The 19699-nt window shown below is 61.7% G+C and carries 24 protein-coding genes and 3 tRNA genes; 13 read left to right on the forward strand and 14 right to left on the reverse strand.

What is annotated here, in order from left to right:
• Positions 1 to 147: 147 nt before the first annotated feature.
• Positions 148 to 354 carry a hypothetical protein gene (locus CCC_RS14900; RefSeq protein ID WP_009870147.1) on the forward strand — a complete coding sequence of 69 codons (207 nt, stop codon included), beginning with the start codon at positions 148 to 150 and terminating at the stop codon, positions 352 to 354.
• A 38-nt stretch (positions 355 to 392) separates the two neighbouring features.
• Positions 393 to 635 carry a hypothetical protein gene (locus tag CCC_RS14905; protein ID WP_041042447.1) on the forward strand — a complete coding sequence of 81 codons (243 nt, stop codon included), beginning with the start codon at positions 393 to 395 and terminating at the stop codon, positions 633 to 635.
• Positions 636 to 648: 13 nt separating this feature from the next.
• Here the strand turns inward: CCC_RS14905 and CCC_RS14910 are convergent, their stop codons facing one another.
• The 4 genes from CCC_RS14910 to CCC_RS14925 all read right to left on the reverse strand — a co-directional run bounded on the left by CCC_RS14910 (position 649) and on the right by CCC_RS14925 (position 4140).
• The gene (locus CCC_RS14910) at positions 649 to 1410 is read right to left on the reverse strand and encodes a PIG-L family deacetylase (protein WP_009870145.1); all 762 of its coding nucleotides are present in this window, start codon (positions 1408 to 1410) and stop codon (positions 649 to 651) included.
• On the reverse strand, positions 1407 to 2723 hold the full coding sequence (locus tag CCC_RS14915) for a glycosyltransferase (protein WP_009870144.1): 1317 nt from the start codon (positions 2721 to 2723) through the stop codon (positions 1407 to 1409). Before CCC_RS14915 ends, CCC_RS14910 begins: the two co-directional genes overlap by 4 nt.
• Positions 2720 to 3709: a flippase-like domain-containing protein gene (locus tag CCC_RS14920; RefSeq protein WP_009870143.1), complete on the reverse strand. Its 990-nt coding sequence runs from the start codon at positions 3707 to 3709 to the stop codon at positions 2720 to 2722. The genes CCC_RS14915 and CCC_RS14920 overlap by 4 nt, the downstream gene beginning before the upstream one ends.
• A 131-nt stretch (positions 3710 to 3840) precedes the next feature.
• Complete coding sequence (locus tag CCC_RS14925) at positions 3841 to 4140, reverse strand: hypothetical protein (protein WP_009870142.1); 300 nt, start codon at positions 4138 to 4140, stop codon at positions 3841 to 3843.
• Between the two features lie 181 nt (positions 4141 to 4321).
• Between CCC_RS14925 and CCC_RS14930 the strand changes: the two genes are divergently transcribed.
• From CCC_RS14930 to CCC_RS14940, 4 genes are all read left to right on the forward strand, one after another.
• Positions 4322 to 4414 (forward strand) — tRNA-Ser (locus CCC_RS14930).
• Positions 4415 to 5334: 920 nt separating this feature from the next.
• Positions 5335 to 5511 (forward strand): hypothetical protein, encoded by a 177-nt coding sequence (locus CCC_RS22460; RefSeq protein ID WP_160295539.1) that lies wholly within the window; start codon positions 5335 to 5337, stop codon positions 5509 to 5511.
• A 147-nt stretch (positions 5512 to 5658) separates the two neighbouring features.
• A complete protein-coding gene (locus CCC_RS14935) occupies positions 5659 to 5859 on the forward strand; it encodes a hypothetical protein (protein ID WP_009870141.1) in 201 nt (66 codons plus the stop codon).
• A gap of 91 nt (positions 5860 to 5950) precedes the next feature.
• Positions 5951 to 6370, forward strand: a complete 420-nt coding sequence (locus CCC_RS14940; RefSeq protein ID WP_041041970.1) for a bacteriohemerythrin — start codon at positions 5951 to 5953, stop codon at positions 6368 to 6370.
• 42 nt (positions 6371 to 6412) lie between these two features.
• Here CCC_RS14940 and CCC_RS14945 read toward each other — a convergent pair whose 3' ends face one another.
• The 3 genes from CCC_RS14945 to CCC_RS14955 all read right to left on the reverse strand — a co-directional run bounded on the left by CCC_RS14945 (position 6413) and on the right by CCC_RS14955 (position 7187).
• Positions 6413 to 6622, reverse strand: a complete 210-nt coding sequence (locus CCC_RS14945) for a hypothetical protein (RefSeq protein WP_041041971.1) — start codon at positions 6620 to 6622, stop codon at positions 6413 to 6415.
• Positions 6610 to 6831: a nicotinamide mononucleotide transporter gene (locus CCC_RS14950; protein ID WP_052473261.1), complete on the reverse strand. Its 222-nt coding sequence runs from the start codon at positions 6829 to 6831 to the stop codon at positions 6610 to 6612. Before CCC_RS14950 ends, CCC_RS14945 begins: the two co-directional genes overlap by 13 nt.
• Before the next feature lie 134 nt (positions 6832 to 6965).
• Positions 6966 to 7187 carry a hypothetical protein gene (locus CCC_RS14955; RefSeq protein ID WP_041041972.1) on the reverse strand — a complete coding sequence of 74 codons (222 nt, stop codon included), beginning with the start codon at positions 7185 to 7187 and terminating at the stop codon, positions 6966 to 6968.
• Positions 7188 to 8104: 917 nt separating this feature from the next.
• Between CCC_RS14955 and CCC_RS22830 the strand changes: the two genes are divergently transcribed.
• Both CCC_RS22830 and CCC_RS22465 read left to right on the forward strand, forming a co-directional pair.
• Positions 8105 to 9973, forward strand: coding sequence for a sensor histidine kinase (locus CCC_RS22830; protein ID WP_236686396.1), 1869 nt, complete (start codon positions 8105 to 8107; stop codon positions 9971 to 9973).
• Between the two features lie 82 nt (positions 9974 to 10055).
• The gene (locus tag CCC_RS22465; RefSeq protein WP_160295540.1) at positions 10056 to 10211 is read left to right on the forward strand and encodes a hypothetical protein; all 156 of its coding nucleotides are present in this window, start codon (positions 10056 to 10058) and stop codon (positions 10209 to 10211) included.
• Between the two features lie 222 nt (positions 10212 to 10433).
• On the opposite strand, the gene CCC_RS14970 is transcribed toward CCC_RS22465, so the two are convergent.
• Together CCC_RS14970 and CCC_RS14975 are read right to left on the reverse strand one after the other, a co-directional pair.
• Complete coding sequence (locus CCC_RS14970; protein WP_009870139.1) at positions 10434 to 10616, reverse strand: hypothetical protein; 183 nt, start codon at positions 10614 to 10616, stop codon at positions 10434 to 10436.
• A 215-nt stretch (positions 10617 to 10831) separates the two neighbouring features.
• Positions 10832 to 10908, reverse strand: a tRNA-Arg gene (locus tag CCC_RS14975).
• 280 nt (positions 10909 to 11188) lie between these two features.
• Here CCC_RS14975 and CCC_RS14980 point away from each other — a divergent pair.
• The gene (locus CCC_RS14980; RefSeq protein ID WP_009870138.1) at positions 11189 to 12280 is read left to right on the forward strand and encodes a hypothetical protein; all 1092 of its coding nucleotides are present in this window, start codon (positions 11189 to 11191) and stop codon (positions 12278 to 12280) included.
• Positions 12281 to 12796: 516 nt separating this feature from the next.
• Here CCC_RS14980 and CCC_RS14985 read toward each other — a convergent pair.
• Positions 12797 to 13279, reverse strand: coding sequence for a hypothetical protein (locus CCC_RS14985; protein WP_009870137.1), 483 nt, complete (start codon positions 13277 to 13279; stop codon positions 12797 to 12799).
• 162 nt (positions 13280 to 13441) lie between these two features.
• Here CCC_RS14985 and CCC_RS14990 point away from each other — a divergent pair, with 162 nt between their 5' ends.
• Together CCC_RS14990 and CCC_RS14995 are read left to right on the forward strand one after the other, a co-directional pair.
• Positions 13442 to 13780, forward strand: coding sequence for a cyclic nucleotide-binding domain-containing protein (locus tag CCC_RS14990; protein WP_009870136.1), 339 nt, complete (start codon positions 13442 to 13444; stop codon positions 13778 to 13780).
• A 7-nt stretch (positions 13781 to 13787) separates the two neighbouring features.
• Positions 13788 to 14228, forward strand: a complete 441-nt coding sequence (locus CCC_RS14995) for a type II toxin-antitoxin system RatA family toxin (RefSeq protein ID WP_009870135.1) — start codon at positions 13788 to 13790, stop codon at positions 14226 to 14228.
• Between the two features lie 266 nt (positions 14229 to 14494).
• On the opposite strand, the gene rpsA is transcribed toward CCC_RS14995, so the two are convergent.
• From rpsA to aroA, 3 genes are all read right to left on the reverse strand, one after another.
• A complete protein-coding gene (rpsA, locus tag CCC_RS15000; RefSeq protein WP_009870134.1) occupies positions 14495 to 16192 on the reverse strand; it encodes a 30S ribosomal protein S1 in 1698 nt (565 codons plus the stop codon).
• A 139-nt stretch (positions 16193 to 16331) separates the two neighbouring features.
• The gene (gene cmk / locus CCC_RS15005; RefSeq protein WP_009870133.1) at positions 16332 to 16964 is read right to left on the reverse strand and encodes a (d)CMP kinase; all 633 of its coding nucleotides are present in this window, start codon (positions 16962 to 16964) and stop codon (positions 16332 to 16334) included.
• 125 nt (positions 16965 to 17089) lie between these two features.
• Positions 17090 to 18421 carry a 3-phosphoshikimate 1-carboxyvinyltransferase gene (gene aroA / locus CCC_RS15010; protein ID WP_041041977.1) on the reverse strand — a complete coding sequence of 444 codons (1332 nt, stop codon included), beginning with the start codon at positions 18419 to 18421 and terminating at the stop codon, positions 17090 to 17092.
• A gap of 187 nt (positions 18422 to 18608) precedes the next feature.
• Between aroA and CCC_RS15015 the strand changes: the two genes are divergently transcribed.
• On the forward strand, positions 18609 to 18989 hold the full coding sequence (locus tag CCC_RS15015; protein WP_009870131.1) for a TIGR02300 family protein: 381 nt from the start codon (positions 18609 to 18611) through the stop codon (positions 18987 to 18989).
• Between the two features lie 106 nt (positions 18990 to 19095).
• Positions 19096 to 19171, forward strand: a tRNA-Ala gene (locus tag CCC_RS15020).
• Positions 19172 to 19237: 66 nt separating this feature from the next.
• Here the strand turns inward: CCC_RS15020 and CCC_RS15025 are convergent.
• Positions 19238 to 19672 (reverse strand): bacteriohemerythrin, encoded by a 435-nt coding sequence (locus tag CCC_RS15025; RefSeq protein ID WP_009870130.1) that lies wholly within the window; start codon positions 19670 to 19672, stop codon positions 19238 to 19240.
• Positions 19673 to 19699: the final 27 nt, after the last annotated feature.

Genomic DNA, 19699 nt, shown 5'->3' on the forward strand with positions numbered 1-19699 from the left:
AATTTGACGCCATTACAATACTCATATTTGTAATGCGGACATTATTCTATTGCGGGCCGAAATCCCGCCGACATACTATCGACCTAGAAGAGTCTCCCGTCTCCCTGGCGGGACACAGTTGCCAGGCGATGGCCTGAAGGAGGTATCATGGATGCAGCGACGTTGGAGATGGTGTTGACCGCCTACGACGAAACCGTTCAGGATGCACTTGCTTCGGGGCATGGCGATGGTGTCGCCCATACGGAGGGCCTCACCGCGGCAGCCATGCTGCTGGCGGCGGTCACCGGGGTCGAGGACGCCGCCGCCCGTGCCGAGGTCGAGATGCTAGATCCCAGAAAGAGGCTCGCCGCCTAGCGGACGGCGACGACGCCAGCGTGGACGACGTAAAGACCATGACCGAATCACTTGCCGAAGAGAAAAAACGGCTCGATGCCGAGTTGGACACCGCCCTTCACACCTTCGCCGAGTACGAAGAAGGCATGAATGTCCGCTGGCAAACCGCTGATCCCGCCGCCCGTCAGGCCCTGATGGAGGAGCGTAATCAGGTGGAAGAGCAGTTGGGCATCGTCGCCTTGGTGCTGCGGCTCGACGAAATCCGCGAACAACTGGACGCCTTGCGCCAGCAAGTCGCCTGACGGTTTTCGCGCGTTACAGATCCTCTTTGCCCAATTTCGCCAGGGCATCGCAGACTTCCGCCGGGGTGGTGAAGTCGATGCGCGGATGGCGAAACGGAACCCACTGGAATCTCTGGTAGAAGGTCAGCCCCGGATGGGGAGGGCGCGAATAGTCGTACTCCGCCTGGGGCCGCAGCGCCTCGCGCGCGCTTTGGACATAATCCAGATTGCCGCTTTCACTGCCATAGACGGCCAGTTGGAGTCTCTTGGCCACCTGCTCGTCGGGCGTCAGGGCGATCACCTGCCCCGCGACTCCGCCGATAAAGCACTGGCTGTTCACCCGGCCTGCGGCGAAGTTGTAGAGCGGCGCCTCGAAGACCTCCACCCGATGGCGCAATCCCCTCGCCAGAAAGCTGGCCACGTCGTGGTCCTGATGTCCGCCTTCATAGGCCGGGACCCACAAGGCGTCGGCCCCCAGACGGTCGAGAGCGTCAAGGACGGCGCGGCGCGCCACGGCGAACTCATCCTTCAGCCTGCGGGTCGGGATGGGAAGCGGACCGATGGCCTCGGCCCCCAGAAGCTTCGCCGCCGCCACGGCCTCGGCGGTTCGGACGGCGACACGCCGGGAACGCCCACTGCGCTGCCAGGGCCAGAGCAGTTCCGCCGCCGGAATGCCGTCGGTCAGCCACAGAACCGCGACCCGCGACCCGCTTGCCCTGGCCCGCCCGATCATCGCCGAAAAGCCGACGACCTCGTCATCGGGATGAGGCGCGAGGACCAGAATGGACGCGGTCATGACCGGCAGGCGGCTTCCAGCTTCTGCCCCATGGCAACGGCTTCGGCCTCTTCAACGGCGGCGCGCCAGACCGGCAGCAAATCCTCGACCAGGACCTGATCCCAGCTGGGCAGGGCATGGCTGGTGCTGGACGTCACCGCCTGGCGCATCTCCGCCAGATGCCCCGGATTGCCAGCCAGGGCCTCGAGAACCTCGGCCCATTTGCGGGCGGAACTGTCGCCGACCACTTCGCCGGTTAGCCCCGGCTGAACATAATGGCTCATTCCTCCGGCGGCGGAGACGACCACCGGCAGGCCCGACGCCAAACCTTCGAGAACGACATTGCTGACCACTTCGATCTCCGAGGGCATGACCAGCAGATCGGCGCAGGCGTAAACCCGCGACAGATCCTCCTCGCCCAACTGGCCGGGACAGGTCACCGAGGAACCAAGCCGCCCGAGAATGGCCGCCTTCTCACGGCCGTCACCGGCGCAGAACAGATGAAGGCCGACGCCGCGCCCGTTGACCTGCCGGATCGCTTCCACCAGGGGGGCCAGATTTTTGCTGGGGTCCAGACGGCCGACGAACAGCGCGACGGACATGGTCTCGGGAATGCCGAAACGGGCAGAAAGCCAGGCGCGGTCGCGCTTTTCCGGAGCGAAGACATTGTGGTTGAGACCGCGCCGCAGCATCCGCACCCTGTCGGGAGGCAAGACCTCGGAGGCCAGCCGGACTTCGTCAGCCTTGGACACCAGCGCATAGGCGCAGCGGGACTGATGACGGGCCAGACGGGCCAGCTTGGTCCGCTTGAACCGTTCGGGCAGATCCAGGTCCTGGGTCAGCAACCGCCCCAGCCAGCCATGGCCGCAAATCTTGTGGATGGACTGCTCGGCGAACAGTCGGGTCAGTTCCGGGGTGGCGGTGTGAATGGAATTGACCAGGGGCAGCCCGGTCCGCGCCGCCACCCGCTCCGCCGTTCGGGAAAAGGCGAAGAAGGCGTCGGTGGTGTGCAGCATGTTGAAGCGGCCCTCGCTCAACCTTCGGGCCAGCAGGGGATGCCAGGGCGACAGATCGGTATGATCGGGCAGCGGACCGGTCAAGGCCTGCAAGCGCCGCGTACTGAAGACGGGCGGCAGGGTGACGCAGCGGACATTGGCGCCCAATTCGGTGGTCCGCTCGGCCTCTCCCGACATGAAGACCGTCAGTTCCAAGCTTTCGGGCTGGCGAAGCGCAGCCTCGGCCAGCCGCTCCCAGCACTTCACATGACCTCCGGCCCCCTGGCGTTGCTCGAGGTCGACCAGGGCCGCCACGGACAGGATGGGCAAGCCGCTCAATTCTGCCTCTCCGGAGCCAACAGACCCTTGATCCCCCGGCGTTCGGTAAACAGCCAGACCAGCAGGCCAGGACCGCAGACCAGGATTTCGCGGGCGCGCTTGGCCAAAGCCAGGGCCAGAGCGGATTCTGCAGGCACACCCAGCAAAAGCCCCACCGCCACGATCGCGCCCTCCTGCGCGCCGATGGCGCCCGGTATCAGGAATGCGGCGCTACGGATCGCCCAGGTCAGACTCTCCAGCGCCAGAGCGGTCTCCAGATTGGTAGGCAGACCAAGGGCCGACAGCAGGATCCAGGCCTCGCCCACATGGGTCAGCCACCCGGCCAGCCGCCAGCCGAAACCGGCCAGCATCCGCGGCCGGTCCCCAAGGATCGACGCCACCTCCCGGTCCAACTCGGCCGCCCCCCTGGCCAGACGGGACGAGGTCTCCTCCCCCATCACCTTTTTCGCAATGCCCGACAGGCCGCCGAAGAACCCCTTGCGCTGAAGGGCGGCCAGCAACCCGGCCAGCAGAACCAGAACCAATGTTCCCGCCACGGCCTGGAAACTGGCGGCAATTCCAGGCGCGGTCAGCAGCAGGGCGCCCACCCCCATCAGGGCGAACGCCGCCTGGGAGACGATGCCCAGAAGGAAATCCACGGCCACCTGCGCTCCGGCCGTCTGCGTCCGGACGCCGGACGCCGCCATCAGCCGGGCCCGCGCCACATCGCCGCCGACCTGGCCCACCGGCAACAGGGTATTGATGGATTCGCCGATCCAGCGCATGACCAGCATGGAGCCGAAACCCGGCCGGTCTCCGGGCGCCATGACGGCGCGCCAACCCAGGGTATGGGCGGCGATGGGAATGGCGCGGAAAAAGCAGACGGCCGCAATGGCCGGGCCAAGCATGGAGAAAGCTTCCCCCAGGCGGCCAATGTCCTGGGCCAGCGTCAAAGCTATCAGGCCGCCGATTCCGAGGATGGCGGCAATGGCAAACTGTACTCGCATGGCGCCAGATACTAACCGAAATCCAAGTGAGGCGGGCCGCCCCCCGCAACGGAAGGGAAAAACGGAGTGTAAAATAGATCATTGCCCGACGCGTGAGAAGCGCCGAGCGCCACCCTCATGCCAGACTTGCGTCAGCGGCGGAAGACGAAACGGCGCTGGCGCTGGCGCTGGCGGCAGGCGATGGACAGGCCAAGTCCCATCAGGCCAACGGCAATCCATGCCGGCATGTCGAGAACAGTGGCTGCAAAAGCGCTGAACGCCGAACGGCCAGCATCCGTGGTGTCCGGCGCATGACCCGAAATCAGCGTAACCACGTCGGCGGTCACGATACTGGCGTATTCGGCGGGGCCCAAGGCCAGAACAGCATCGGCTGACGCCATGATCACGGCGACGCCGATCAACAGCCAACCCATCACACGCCCGAAGAACATGTATGCCCCCGACGATTAAAGCCCTTATCTCACGGATGAATATAGGTTTGCGCCCAAGTTATCTGAAATTCAACCACTTTTCGGCAGAAATCTGTAAATCTCTTGAGGGCTTGCACCCATCCCGGTGCTCGTGTATCTTCCCGCCCTTCCCCGAACCCGGCGCGCCGGGTTCGTGTGTTGCGGAGGGGTGGCCGAGCGGTTGAAGGCGCACGCCTGGAAAGTGTGTATACGGTGTTGAGCCGTATCGAGGGTTCGAATCCCTCTCCCTCCGCCAACCCCCAGAAATCAAGGAATTCAAGGGCTTAAGCAGCGTATTATCCAGAAATACGTCACACGTTTACGTCATACGGTTTCTGTTTCTGTTCTTACCGTTCAGCCTTAGCGATCAACCTGTCCAGCTTGCGCAGGTTCAACGGCCTAATCTTCTTCGCCATGCTGCTACCTCCTCACCGGCCCCCAAGGGCCTTTATCCGCTCATTGATACAGGCAAGCTCTAGCTCAACAGCCTTCAGTCCAGGCTTCTCTGATAGACGCTTTTCGGCCTTGACCCTCGCTTGACCGACCCGCGTTACACCAATTCCCGCCACCCGGAATTCCTGTCCTGGCGCGGCATGGTGTCCCAGGGCTTCGCCACTCTCTACCCCGACCAGACCCTGCGCGGTGACCACACCGACGCCCTCCCCCGCTTCCAAGGCGCCGATGGACACATCTACGCCTCGGATGGAACCAAGGTGGCGAGTGGAGCCTCGCCGAACAGACCGGCGGCGAGATCGCGGTGGCAGGCAGCCCAAGGCTCGGCCCGGCAGGCCCTGGGGGCATCAGGAGGGGGGCCACCCCCAACCCACCCGCCGACACGGCCTCACGCTCGTGCGCAGAGGCCAGTCCAGAAATTTTTGATACCGGTGGGATTTCGGGGGTACCCCCTTCTGGAAAGAACCCGGCCCTCAATTCAGATAAAATTTTGTGGGCGATAGTGGCGATTTGGCGCCCCATCCTCGGGCAAAGAGTGCCGAACAGCACTAACTGCTTCATGCGCCCCAAATGCCCAATTCTGCGCAGGAAGTACACACCGGCCCCGGTGTCACCCCCCGAAAGAACACGGGGGTTAGCTTTCTAACCTATATGTCATATGGCTATTCTATCGAAAGTATGGTACTGCCATATTGAGCTCGGACAACGCTGAGGCTCCACCTCATGCCCAAGAAGTTCTGCCGGATGGCGCTTGCTGCGAAGGCCGTCCTCACCTCTCCTGAAAAACACTTGCCGTCATCCGTCGAGATGGCGCGGCGGCTTCTTGATGTCTGCCGGGGCGATTGCGCCAGCGAAGAATGTGAGAAGGCAATGGAATACGCCGGGCTGATCGTCAGATAGAAGGCGTCACTTTCCCAACCAGAAGGTGGAAGCGTGGCAATCCGTTTCAATTCGCTCCAATCTGGAGCCCTGAGATTTAACCGCCATTAACCAGCCACGATGTAGGGTCAGGTTGCTGGGGTTACATCTGTCCAAAGATCGAAGGCCATGAACAACTCTCTGCTCGAACTCATCGCTGATGCCGTCGAAGCTGCCAAGGCTGGCGGTATGTCACGCGGCATTGCGTTGGACTTCGCCGCTCACGCCATTCAGCAAACCGATGCTGAAATGCCCTACTTGGTGGCTCGCCGCATTGCCAAGGGGCTGATGCCTGACGCTGACGAGGTTGAGTGCGGGATTGCCGCGTAGGGCAAGTCTGCTGCCCTGCGATCAATCTTTGCCCGTTGACGGATGTGGTACAGACTGCCAAGCCCGATCCGTTTAGCTTGAGGTAGTTTCCGTGCCGATCACATGGCGAGAGCAGATGAGTGTTGGCATAGAGGAGGTGGACAGCGACCACCGCCGTCTGATCGATATCATCAATGATTTCGAGGCTTCTGCCCAACGAGGCGCCGGGCAAGTGCCGGATGATAATATGCGCACGACCCTGCGGCGATTGCAGCAATACGCCCGAGATCACTTTGCCCGCGAAGAGAAAATGCAGGGGAAGGCTCAATATGCAGGGATGGCCGAAAATCGAATTCAGCACGTCCTGCTGCTGGATAGCCTCAATGACTTCATCGTGAAGTTTAGTGAGGGAAAACTGGGTCCGGGCAAGGTGGCTACCGACAAGATGACCGAATTTCTTCGTCGCTGGCTGGTTGATCACATCTTGAAGGTCGATCTAAAAATGAAGGGTCAGATCAATCTCTCACGATAAGCGCCGATCTCTGGCTTACGGAATGGCATAAATCGTCGTCGGCTAATTCACCCGATCATCCGGCCCAGGCTCTGAGCGCAGCAGTTCCGCAGCAGCGAGACTGATCTGGCTCCAGATGGACCACCCCGCCATATCGCCCTCGGCCTTGAACCCTTGAGCGCGCTCGGCAGCGTAGGTCGGAGCTTCCTTGCGGTGGCTTTGGATCAGCAGGGCGGCAGAGCGCCAGATGTCTGGATCGGTTACAGCAGCCATCGGTAAATCCCCAGCACGTCGATGACGACGAAGACGCCCTGCAGGGCCGTCAGCGCATGGTCGCGGGTCTTGATGCCCACCCAGGCCCAGGCCACAGATGACACGAAGAAGAAGGCGAAGCCCCAGCCGCTCCCCTGCACGTTCAGCGCCAGGAGGCCCGCTCCGATGATCCCGGCGACGGTGCCTATCCATTTGATGGCTGAGAGCATCAGCGCACCCACCACCAGACAGCTGTGACCAGCGCAACCAGCCAGGCTAGGATCACCCGCTCACGGCGACGGCGGCGGCGCATGGTAGGCGACAGGGTTGGGCGAGGTGGCAGGATGGTCATGCCGCGCCTGCTTTAGGTGGCATTGCTTTCCATCATCAGAACCGTGACGCCCTTGGCCTTGAAACGCTCTAGCAATTCGACCATGGACATTTCCATCTTTTCGTCCCGCTGCGCATCTGGCGGCATCCGCACTGAGATGCCATGCTCACCCAACAGCTTGGCAAACGCAGCCTCGAGCGTGGTCTTCCCCGAGTGTTCACGAGCCGTAAAAGTCACAATCACCGCGTTGTTCAACTTCGCTCCTCCGAATGGCGTTTCCACATGATATCGATGCCACAATACCAAAAGCCCCCACCTCGCGGCAGGGGCCTTCAGCAAGCCTGGATCAGACGGTGACCGTTGATGTCACGCAATCCCATACCAGTCAGCTAGCCCGGCGAGATCGACGCCCAGCTTGTCGGCCAGCAGCGCCACCGCAGCGTTGTGCCGCTCAAGGACGGCCTGATCATCCCGGTAAGTGCCCACCCTCCCTGCCCCTGGGCTAGTGCCGCTGAGCGCGCAACTTCCGATGCCGGACGGCTTCCAAAAATTTCACTGATTTTAGAAGCTCTGGACCAACCAATTGACATATGCTATTCGCAGTATATGCACCCTCTGCTAATCTCATGGATCAGATTGGAGGCGCCTAAGCGTGGAGAAGAACTGGCTTCATGTTGGCGTGGGCGGTATTGCCTGCATTAAGGTCCTCGGGGATTATGCCGCTGTCATCCGCAACCGCCACCGCGTCGTAACGATGGAAATCGCGTTGCGCGGAAGCGATAGGCTGCCGACCACGCTTTGCTTTTTGACAGTTAATGACGCGAAGGCAGGGGCCGATCAAATCCTGTCCGATTTGGCCGCGCCGGACCCGCGGCGCTCTCGTACTCGTCGAAGCGACGGATCACCCCGACCGTGATCTCCACCGCCTTGGGCGTACCGGACTGGGTCGTGATGAAGACAGCGGAAATTCACACCGCCAATTCCACTTAATAACAATTCCTCACTGGTGGTATGACCTGTGACTGATTAGCCTATTCGGCATAACAGGAGACTGGCATTGAGAATGGGATGAACCGTTCCGGGGCCAGTTGGGGCAAGAACGTCGAAATATCCAAGCCTGATCCGGCTCGGCAGTACGTGACACCGGTTCCGGTGCGGGGGGAGACTTCCGGATGATCAGCCAATTTCGTCTCAGTTTCCGGGCTTGGCTAATGTTGATCTCGGCAGCTTCCGCCATTCCGATCATCATCTTCTCAGCTTTCACACTGCATCTCTTGGAGGTGAAGCAGCGGGACGCCGTTTATGATTTTCTCGGGGTGCAGGCGAGGATCACCGCGACGCAGGTGGATCAGCGAATCGAAACCGCATTGGCCACATTGCACGCATTGGCCCTTTCCGATGCCGCGCTGTCCGGGAATATTCAAGCACTGCACGCTCAATCCCGTAGGCTGGCCGGAAACTTCACAGACGCGAATGCGATAGTGTTTATCTGCAAAGATGGTGAAAACATATTCAATACTAACGTCGATTTTGGAAAGGAATTACCTAGGATCGGGGCTATCGACAGCTTTAAAAGTTCCGTCAGGACGGGGAGCCCGTCGGTCTCCGATATGTTTTTGGGATCAGTCACTAAAGCACCGGTCATTGCCATAAATTATCCTACGAAAATTCCAGAATATGGTGATTGCATTCTCAGGCTTACGATCCGTCCAAGCGCGTTCAATAGCATTATGTCCGCCCAGAACGCACCGAAAGGCTGGACGTTTTCCCTCATCGATTCGACAGGAACAATCATCGGAAGAAACCGGGAGCCTGAGAAATTCATTGGGACGAAGATCACGCAAAGTGTTCTGGATGCCCTGGCCGACGGTATTGACGGCCCATTTGATGCGTACACGATGAGCGGTGATCCCGTTAAGGCCAAGCTTCAGAAAATATCAAAGTTCAACCTATACGTCGCCGTCGGCGCACCGTTGGACGATCTGATCTCCGGAACAAGAAGATCCTTGATCATATATTCTGTAGGCGGCATCGCCGCCGCTTGGGCAGGGCTGTTGATCGCCTTCTGGGTGGCACGCCACCTCAACAACCAACTGCGCCTCGCATCCGGAGCCTCCATCGCGCTCGGGTTGGGTGCCCAGCCGAGCATCAACAACAGCTCCGTTTCTGAACTCAATGCCATCGGCAATTCCCTGACCGCCGCAAGCGCCCATCAGCAGAAGGTTACCGCCGCCTTGGCCGAAAGCGAATCCAAGGAAGCAGAACTGGCGGCGGCCAATGCCGCCCTTGCGTCCCAGACAGAGGAACTGGTTCGCTCAAACGCTGAACTGGAGCAGTTTGCCTACGTCGCGAGCCACGACCTTCGTGAACCCCTGCGCATGATCAGCAGCTATCTGTCCTTGCTAGAAAGGCGCTACGGTGACCGTCTCGATGGAGATGGCTTGGAGTTCATTGGCTTCGCCCGCGACGGCGCCAAGCGCATGGACCATCTTGTGCTTGATTTGCTCGATCTGTCCCGTATCGAGCGCAAGGGCGACCCAATCGTTCCCATGCCGATTATGCCTTCGGTGCAATTGGCTCTCACCAATCTGGGGATGACGATTAAGGACAACTCGGCGATCATAACCACCGACGACGCAATCCAACATTCCTGGGTGTTGGGCGATCCCACTCAAATCATGAGACTTTTCCAAAACCTGATTGGTAACTCACTCAAATACCGAAAGCCTGACGCTGACCCAGTTATTCAAATTGGTGGTCGACACCTAGATGGTTATTGGCAGTTCAGTGTTGGCGACAACGGCATAGGTATTGCCTCGGAGTATTTTGAGCGCGTCTTCGGCATTTTCCAGCGCCTCCACACGAGAGAGAAATACGAAGGAACAGGTATTGGGCTGGCCGTTTGCAAGAAGATCGTTGAGCGTCATCGCGGGCGCATTTGGGTGGAGTCAATACCCAGTGAAGGATCAACGTTCCACTTCACAGTGCTATCTGCGGCGCGCCCAGGGGGAATGACCGCAACTGGCACTGACCCGGCATAGCAGACCTTCGCCCCGAGTGGCGGTTCTCGAGGGCAGAGCGTTCGGCTTTCTCGCTGGAAAAACATCCAGGGCACGGCCCCGCATGAGCCACCAGCTTGATAACGACCAGGGCGCAACCCACCCCGCAGCCGATTCCATCCGCCAAGGCGAGGCCACTTTCCGGCAGAAAAATGTGTGGCCGATTTCAGAATTTGGGTGGGGATTGACCGGCCATGCCACGGCCATGCACGTTCATTGATGTGCCGAATTGCCGGTTTGGTTAGCTGCTTTAGTCCCGAACCCGCTCCACCAACCTCATGGCCTCTCTGGGCGTCATGTCAGGCCGAACCGACAGAACCGCCTGCGTAGCCCTCTGTGTCGCCCCAAGGTCATCTAGGCCCGCCGCACGGGCGTCAGCGAATGCTCTGTGGACGACACGTTCCAGTGAGCCACCCTCGGGTAGTGTGCAGGACTTCGCCATTCAGGCGCCGACCGACGCTTTGATCTTTGCAACGGCATCGCGGAAAAAGAAGCTGCAAACGCCCTTCTTTGCCGCAGGTTCCAATCCCAATTCCTTGATCGCCTTCTTTACCTTGCCGTCCGACACCCCCAGTTCCTTGGCGATGTTGCCGGGGCTGATGAGATCAGTCTTCGCGTCGGTCATGATCGGTTTGCTCCTTCGATCCCATCTTGCCCAAGAAATCTTCGAAATCCTTGGGCAGGATCGCCCCCAAGAGCCCTGATCATCGGCGGCATCGCCACCATGAGCCCTCGCGCGAAGCTGCGGGAACTTTTTGTTGGCGGGGTCCGCATCGGGTCCGCAAGCAATTTTGGCAAAATAAAAGGGCTACAGAATTCTCTGTAACCCGTTGAAAAGAATGGCGCGCCCGGAAGGACTCGAACCTCCAGCCCCCAGATTCGTAGTCTGGTGCTCTATCCAATTGAGCTACGGGCGCACTGGCCGTCGGGGATGCCCCCCGGCGAGGACGCGGACCATACACAAACACCTCGGGGGCCGCAAGCGGGAATTTGCCTGGCGGCAAAATCGGCCAAACCAAGGGGACACGGGGCATAGGAATGTGTCACTTATCGAAATGCGTACTTGTGGCCGCTTGGTCATTTGCGTAGAATCCGCCCCAAAGTTTGCGGGGGCAATCTGACATTCACTCGTGGATACAGACGTCCGCTCCCGCCGGTACTTGTCCGAACTGGCGACCCAAAGGATCAGCAATCCCCATGGCCCTGAAAAAGACCCATGCCGCCGCCCTGTGCGCGGTCCTCCTGGCGAGTGGATGCTCGTTTGCCGAGGATGCGCTGTTTCCGACATCGGGAACCGTCGCCTCCAGCACCGAGGCTCCGGCCGAGGTGCCGCCCGCCATGGGAACCGGAAATTACGAGCCCATCGGCGTCACCGCCGGCTCGCCCACCGGGACCTTCGTCGGAGGTAAGGTCGTAGCGCTCCGCGGCGACCTGCAGGCCCTGCAATCGACCCTGGCGCGTCAGAACCAGGCGCTGCAGCAGATCCGCAACGAGACCGTTCAGGACTCGCAGCGCTATCATGGCACCGTCGCCGCCATCAACGCCCGCCTCCAGGTCGGTACCACGCCGGGCAATCCGGTGCTGACCCAGCAGTGGAACGCCGCTCAGGGCGAGTTGGACCGCATCACCGACGACGTTCTGAAAATGAACCGCCTGACCAACGACGTGACCGCGTCGTCGACCATGGCGGGCTTCCTGCTGGACTCGGTCCGCTCGGCCCGGTCGCTCTCGGGCGCCGTGGACGAGGATCACCGCCAGCTGCGCATCCTCGAGGACGAGACCAACCGCACCGTGGTGATGGTCGAGCGTCTGCTGTCGGAACTGACCAATGATTCCATCCGTCAGCAGCAGTATGTCGCCTCGGAGAAGCAGAACCTCAACACCCTGGCTCTGGGCATCAAGAACGGCGCCCTGTTCGCTGGCGGCCTGAGCAGCAACCGCATCAACGCCAGCTATGACGCCGCTCCGGCCCGCGCCATGGCTGGCGGAGAGACGCCGCTGGTCACCATCCGCTTCGACCGGCCCAACGTGAATTACGAACCGGCCCTTTACGCCGCCATCAAGAGCGCCCTTGACCGCCGCCCCAGCGCCACCTTCGACGTGGTCGCCGTGTCGCCGGTGGGCAACACGCCCGGCACCCAGGCCCTGGCCGCCACCAATGCCAAGCGTAACGCCGATTCGGTGCTGCGGTCGCTGACCAATATGAACCTGCCCGCCAGCCGCGTGCGGACCTCTTCCACCACCAGCCCGGCCGTGGCTGGCGGTGAGGTTCAGGTCTTCGTGCGCTAAGCCGGTTTCTTCGGACAAGACGAAAGCCCCGGACTTCGGTCCGGGGCTTTTTGTTTTGTGGGCTGTCCAGGCTGAGTGCCAGACCGTCGCGCCTTTAATCTGAACCAAACTGTCACCCTGAGGCAAAGCCCACTGGTGTCCGGTTTAATTTGAGACGGCTGGCGTGGAGTCACGAGACGCGGATAACGCGGATGCGGTGCTTCGCACCTTTCACGGATAAACACGGAAATGTGCTCTTTTCCGGCTCCCCACCCGAACTTGCCCCAGGATGACGACACGGAATTTTTAATATCCGTGATCATCCGTGGCCGCGAAGCGGCATCCGTGTCTATCCGTGTCCATGAACAGTTGGAGCCCGCATTGGCTCTGCCATTCGGGCTCCTCGTTGAAATTTAAGCCCGACAGCAGTGGGCAAAGCCGAAGGGGCTTTCACGACAGAACGTCTACCGCGTCTGCCTGAAAGATCCTTCGCGGTGCTCAGGATGACAGCGTGTCTCACATTTAGGGATCGATGGTCTAATCCCGCGGCATGGCCAGGGCGTCGGGCAGCAATCCGTCGAGGATCAGTTCCTCCACCATGCCATCGACGATGCCGCGCGCCAGACGCGACGCACCCGAACTGCCCAGCATCATGTTGAAATAGGGCAGCATCAATTCGGTGGTCCGCACCCATTCCACCGGCTGACCGCGCAGATTGCGCTTGGCCGGAGAGATGGTGTTGATATGGGCCAGGGCCAGTTCCTGCAACGTGGTCTTCAGCATGCCTTCGAGGGTGTTCTTTTCCAGCAGCAACTGATATTGCGGATTGTCGCGCTCGCGCGCCGCCCAGGACGGGTCGGTGGCGGGCTGAGCCGCCGGATTTCCATCCAGTTGCTCGACGGCCTTGGCGACCATGCGCGCCGCCGACAACTCCTCCTCCTCGGTGCAGCCGTTGGCGGTGGTCATGGCCATCAGCGCCCTAAGGCGGGCCAGCCCCCTGGCGCGATCGTCGTTATTCATGGCGAGCCCTCGAAATCATCGCGGCAAGTTTATGCCCGGCCCCGCCCTTCTGTCGATGGCGAAGGCGAGGTAATGGCGAGGTGATCACCCGACATGCGCGTTCGAGAGTGACTCGCGGCCCGAAGACGAATAAAGTCATAGCGAAAAGCTGGGGTGGCAGGCATGCGTAACGACAGGATTCTGGAACGCAAAGTCTTTTATGCTGGTGCGAAGATCTTCAACGAAGGCGACAGCGGCGACCGCGCCTATCTGATCCAGGACGGACAGGTGGAGATCATCAAGCATGGCATGACCCTTGCCACCATCGGCAAGGGCGAGTTGTTCGGCGAGATGGCCCTGGTGGATGATCAGCCGCGCATGGCCACGGCCAAGGCATTGACGGACGTGTCTTGCATCATCATCTCGCGCGATACCTTCCGCGAGAAGCTGGCCAAGGCCGATCCGTTCATCCGCGGCCTGCTCAACATCTTCGTGCGCAACATCCGCAACCTGACCCGCTGAGCCTGTCATGCATGCCCTGACCGGCGGCTGGGGGCTGGACGTTCCCGGCCATACCCCCGCCGAGCTTTATGCCCTGGCGGCCGACATCGAATCCTATCCCCGCTTTCTGCCCTGGTGCCAAAAAGCCCGCGTGCGCAGCCGTGACGGCGACCATCTCGAGGTGGACAATCTGTTCGGCCTGGGCCCCATGCAGGCCCGCTTCATCTCCCAGGCCCACCAGGAACCACCCGAGAGGCTGACCATAACCTCCCAGGACGGCCCATTCCGCCGCTTTCGCCTGATCTGGGCCTTCTCGGCCCAAGGCGATGGCTGCCGGGTGGAGGCCGAGTACAAGATGGAGCTGCGCTCGCCCATGCTGCAGTCCATGGCCGCCATGACCTTGCCCGCCATGGAGCACAAGGTGGTGCAGAATTTCCGTAACCGCGTCCGCGAGGTTTACGGACGGTAGGACCGCGCTGCTTGGGCCTCCCCACCCGTAGGGGCTTATCGCCTCAGTTTTCTCTCGTCATCCCGGCCTCGAGCCGGGATCCAGGAGTCGCGGAAAGGCTGGAGGTGCCCCCCTGGATCCCGGATCGCGCTTTCGCTTGTCCGGGATGACGCCGCCTTATCTTGGCGCCTATGGGCAATGGCTCGCGTCCGTCGCGCAAAAGGAAAAGGCCCGGCACCTTGCGGTACCGGGCCTTCCCTTTAACGGCTAAGCCTGGATGAGGAGGATTACTCCTTCTCCTGGGCCTTGCGCATGGCGGCACCCAGGATGTCGCCCAGCGAGGCGCCCGAGTCGGACGAACCGTACTCGGCCATGGCCTGCTTCTCTTCCTCGACCTCGCGCGCCTTCACCGACAGGGTGATCTTGCGCGCCGCCTTCTCGAAGGCGGTGATCTTGGCGTCGAGCTTCTCGCCGACCGCGAAGCGCTCGGGGCGCTGCTCGGACCGCTCACGCGACAGCTCGGACTTGCGGATGAAGCCGGTCATGCCCTCGACGGTGACTTCCAGGCCGTTCTCGGTGACCTGGGTCACGGTGCAGGTGACCACGTCGCCCTTCTTGATGGACGCCACGGCGTCCTGATAGGGGTCGGCGCCCAGCTGCTTGATGCCGAGGCTGATACGCTCCTTCTCGACATCGACGTCCAGGACCTTGGCCTTGACGACGTCGCCCTTCTTGAAGTTCTGGATGGCCTGCTCGCCGGGAGTCGCCCAATCCAGATCCGACAGATGGACCATGCCGTCGATATCGCCGGGCAGGCCGATGAACAGGCCGAACTCGGTGATGTTCTTGATCTCGCCTTCGACCAGGGTGCCCTGGGGGAAGCGATCCAGGAAGCCTTCCCACGGATTGTTCATGGTCTGCTTGAGACCCAGCGAGATGCGGCGCTTCTGGGGATCCACGTCCAGCACCATGACCTCAACCTCCTGAGAGGTGGAGACGATCTTGCCGGGATGGACGTTCTTCTTGGTCCAAGACATCTCGGAGACGTGCACCAGACCTTCGACACCAGGCTCGAGCTCGACGAACGCGCCGTAGTCGGTGATGTTGGTGACGCGGCCGGAGAACTTGGCGTCCACCGGATACTTGGCCTCGACACCCTCCCACGGATCGGCGTCAAGCTGCTTGATGCCGAGCGAGATGCGCTGGGTCTCGGAGTTGAAGCGGATGACCTGGACCTTGACGGTCTGGCCGATATGCAGCGCCTCGGACGGGTGGTTGATGCGCTTCCAGGCGATGTCGGTGACGTGCAGCAGGCCGTCGACGCCGCCCAGGTCCACAAACGCACCGTAATCGGTGATGTTCTTGACCACGCCCTCGAGGATCTGGCCTTCCTTGAGGTTCTCGATCAGCTCGGAGCGCTGCTCGGCGCGGGTCTCTTCCAGCACGGCGCGGCGAGACACCACGATATTGCCGCGCGAACGGTCCATCTTGAGGATCTGGAAGGGCTGGGGGGTGCCCAGCAGCGGGGTGATGTCGCGCACGGGGCGGATATCGACCTGGCTGCCCGGCAGGAACGCCACGGCGCCCGACAGATCGACGGTGAAACCGCCCTTGACGCGGCCGAAGATCACGCCGGTGACGCGCTGCTGCGCCTCGAACGACTTCTCCAGCAGGGTCCAGGCTTCCTCGCGCTTGGCCTTCTCGCGGCTAAGGACAACCTCGCCGTTGCGGTCTTCATAGCGCTCGACGAACACGTCGACCTGATCGCCAGCCTTGATGTCGGTGGCGCGGCCTGCGGTCGCAAATTCCTTCAGAGGGACGCGGCCCTCGGACTTGAGGCCCACGTCGATCACGGCGACGTCACCGTCGATCTCGACGATGGTACCGGTGATCACGGAGCCTTCGAACGAGCCGCCCACACCGAGGGTCTCGTCCAGCAGGGCGGCGAAATCGTCGACGGCCTGCGCAGTAGCGGTATTGGTCATTGTAGGGATAGTTCCTTTCGTATCGTGTCTTTCCGGCCAGCCGGTTGAATCCGACGGTCTTTGCGTGAAAAAGGACGTTTCTCAAAAAAACAAAACCACCGCCCAGGCCTGCCCGGGCGGCGTCAACATGTTCTAAAAGCTACCGTTTGGAGCGGATGATCTCGAGGGCGGCGGCAAAGGCCTGATCGGCATCGAGGTCGGAAGTATCCAGTACGGCGGCATCCTGGGCCGGAACCAGCGGGGCGACCGCGCGGTTGGTATCGCGCTCGTCACGTTCCCGCATATCGGCCAGGACGGTGCCGTATATAGCCCCCAAGCCCTTTTCCTGCAACTCTTTCAGCCGTCGCTCCGCCCTTTTTTCCACACTGGCCGTGACGAACAGCTTCACGCCCGCCTCGGGACAGACCACTGTCCCGATATCGCGGCCATCGAGGACGGCTCCCTTGCCGCCCGGAGGGGTGCTTGCAAAGCGGCGCTGGAAGTCCAGCAAAGCGGCGCGCACGCCGGGAATGGAGGCCACTTTCGAGGCCGCCTGGGCCGCCTCGTCGATGCGCAGATCCGTGGCGGCCAGATCGGTGGGCGACAGATCCTGGGCCGCCCGCTCGGCCAAGGCCACATCGGCGGGATCCAGCCCGGCGCGGGCCAGCTTCATGCCCACGGCGCGGTAGATCAGGCCGGTATCGAGATAGTCGAAGCCAAGCTCGGCGGCAAGGCGCCGCGCCAGGGTCCCCTTGCCGGCGGCGGCCGGCCCGTCGATGGCGATGATGGTCATTGTTTTGGGATCTTCCGTCGTTGAGACGCTGGTTTAACCACGAAGGCTCGAAGGCACGAAGGAAAAGGGAAGGAGCATTGAATTCTCTTCGTGATTCTTCGTGCCTTCGCGCCTTCGTGGTGAATTCACCCCATCGCCTCGATCTTCGCCCCCAACCCATTCATCAGTTCGACGAAGATGGGGAAGCTGGTCTCGATGGCTTCGGCGTCGTCCACCGCCACGGGCCGGGCCGAGGCCATGCCCATGACCAGGAAGGACATGGCGATGCGATGGTCGAAATGGGTGGTCACCGTGGCGTCGCCGTCGGGAATGCGTCCCGTGCCGTGAACGATGAGGGAATCCTTCTCCTCCTCCACCGCCACGCCGCAGGCGGCCAGTCCGCGCGCCATGGCGGCCAGGCGGTCGCTTTCCTTGACCCGAAGCTCGGCCAGCCCCCGCATGCGGGTGGTGCCCTCGGCGAAGGCGGCGGCCACGGCCAGGATGGGGTATTCGTCGATCATGGAGGGCGCCCGCTCGGCAGGGACGTCGACGCCTTTCAGCCTTGAAGCACGCACCACCAGATCGGCCACCGGCTCGCCCGCCTGATCGCGGGGATTGTCGAAGCGGATATCGGCGCCCATTTCCAGCAGGGTCTGGTACAGGCCGGTGCGCAAGGGATTGGTGCCCACGCCGGGCAGGCGGATTTCCGAGCCCTCCACCAGCAGGGCGGCCACCACCGGGAAGGCGGCCGAGGACGGGTCGGCGGGCACCACCACCGGGCGGCCGGTCAGTTCGGGAAAGCCCACCACGGTGACGGCCCGGCCGCCGCCTTCGGCATCCTCGACCCGCACGGTAGCGCCGAAATTCCTGAGCATCAGTTCGGTGTGGTCACGGGTGGCCTCGCGCTCGATCACCGTGGTCTCGCCAGCGGTATTGAGGCCAGCCAGCATGATGGCCGACTTCACCTGGGCCGAGGCCACGGGAAGCTCGTAAGTGATGGGGGTGGGCTGGGAGGTGCCGGTCACCGCCAGGGGCAGGCGCCCGCCGTCGCGGCTGACGAAGCGCGCTCCCATGCGCGACAGGGGCTCGATCACCCGGCGCATGGGCCGTGACCGCAGCGAGCCATCGCCGGTAAAGAAACATGTGAAGGGATGGGTCGCCACCAGCCCCATCAGCAGGCGCGCTCCCGTCCCGGAATTGCCCATGTCGAGAATGTCGGCTGGCTCCATCAGCCCACCGACGCCCCTGCCGAACAGCCGCCACGACCCGTCGGCCTGACGCTCCACCTCGGCCCCCAAGGCTCGCATGCAGGCAGCCGTGCGTAAAACATCGTCGCCTTCCAAAAGGCCGGTCACCACGCTTTCGCCCACCGCCAGCGCGCCCAGCATCAAGGCGCGGTGCGAGATGGATTTGTCGCCCGGAACTCGCGCCGAACCGGCCAACGGTGCGGCCTTACGGGAAGAAAGCGGCTTGGCCATGATCACTCCTGATAACCAGCGGCAAGGCAGAAAGCTGCCCGCCGAAGCTCTATCACAGGCGCCCTTCGCGTCATAGACCTGCGTTCCATGCTGCACCGCCCACGCTTTTTCGTTTTGACACAGGGTGGGGAACATGGCAAATGGCCCCTTTACAGAGGTTCGCGTGACACTTTGAAGGAGGACGAAGGTGGCAAAGCCGGAATGGGGACAGAAGCGCACCTGCCAAAGCTGCGGATGCCGTTTCTATGACCTGACGCGCACTCCCATCGTCTGCCCGAAGTGCGGGGCGACGGTCGAACCCGACATGCCCTTCAAGGTGCGTCGCGGCAGTGCGGCCGCGGCCGAGAAGGCGGCTCCCGTGGCGGCGGCGATTCCCGCCGCGGCCGCCATCGATGCCGATGATCTGGCGGTGGTCGACGACGAGGATGCCGTCATCGATGGCGAAAGCGAAAGCGCCGACGACGATGAAAGCGGCCTGATCGAGGATGCCTCCGATCTGGGCGAAGACGACGACGACATGGCCGAGGTCATGGAACATATGGACGAGGAGATCGGGGACGAGGTCTGATTTCCCGTCTTTGGCCAAGTGCGAATTTTTCGCTTGCAAGGCCATCCGGGAAACCATATGTTCCGCCTCCACCGGCGGGGCCCCAAGCCCGCAGGTAACAAGTTTCGGGGCTATAGCTCAGTTGGGAGAGCGCTTGAATGGCATTCAAGAGGTCGTCGGTTCGATTCCGTCTAGCTCCACCAAAATAGCGAAGGCCCGGTCAGCGATGACCGGGCCTTTTGCTTTTCCAGAGCCCTTACTCTTGGAGCCTAATGCTGCCCCCTCAGATAGATCCCATTGTGGTTCAGCCAATAGGGACGGAGCTTGAGATCACTCTGGACGATATGGACCGTGATCCACTCCTTGGCCAACCCCGCCAGGTCGCGCAGCAAGGGGGTGAAGTCACCTCTCGCATCGGTCTCGTCATACCGCTCCTTGAGAAGCTCGAGCTTTTCCAAGATGGCGGCATGTTCTCTGTGATGGGGTTCGGTAAAGGGGAAGGAACATTCGCGCTGGATTTTCTCTTCCCGGCCAAAGGCGGTGCTGGTTTCCTCGTAAAGACCGGTGAGGAACAGCCCCATGGCCGTATGGGCCCCATGGGCGCCCAGGGCCCGTTCGAAATCGTTGATCCGCCCGATCACATGCTTGCGGGCGTGATCGATATCGGCTTGGCCAATGGCCATGGCATCGCGCCAGATCAGCATGAAGCCCTCCAGCCTCTATTACCTGTA

It is taken from the genome of Paramagnetospirillum magnetotacticum MS-1 (assembly GCF_000829825.1).
In the GTDB taxonomy this organism is placed as follows: domain Bacteria; phylum Pseudomonadota; class Alphaproteobacteria; order Rhodospirillales; family Magnetospirillaceae; genus Phaeospirillum; species Phaeospirillum magnetotacticum.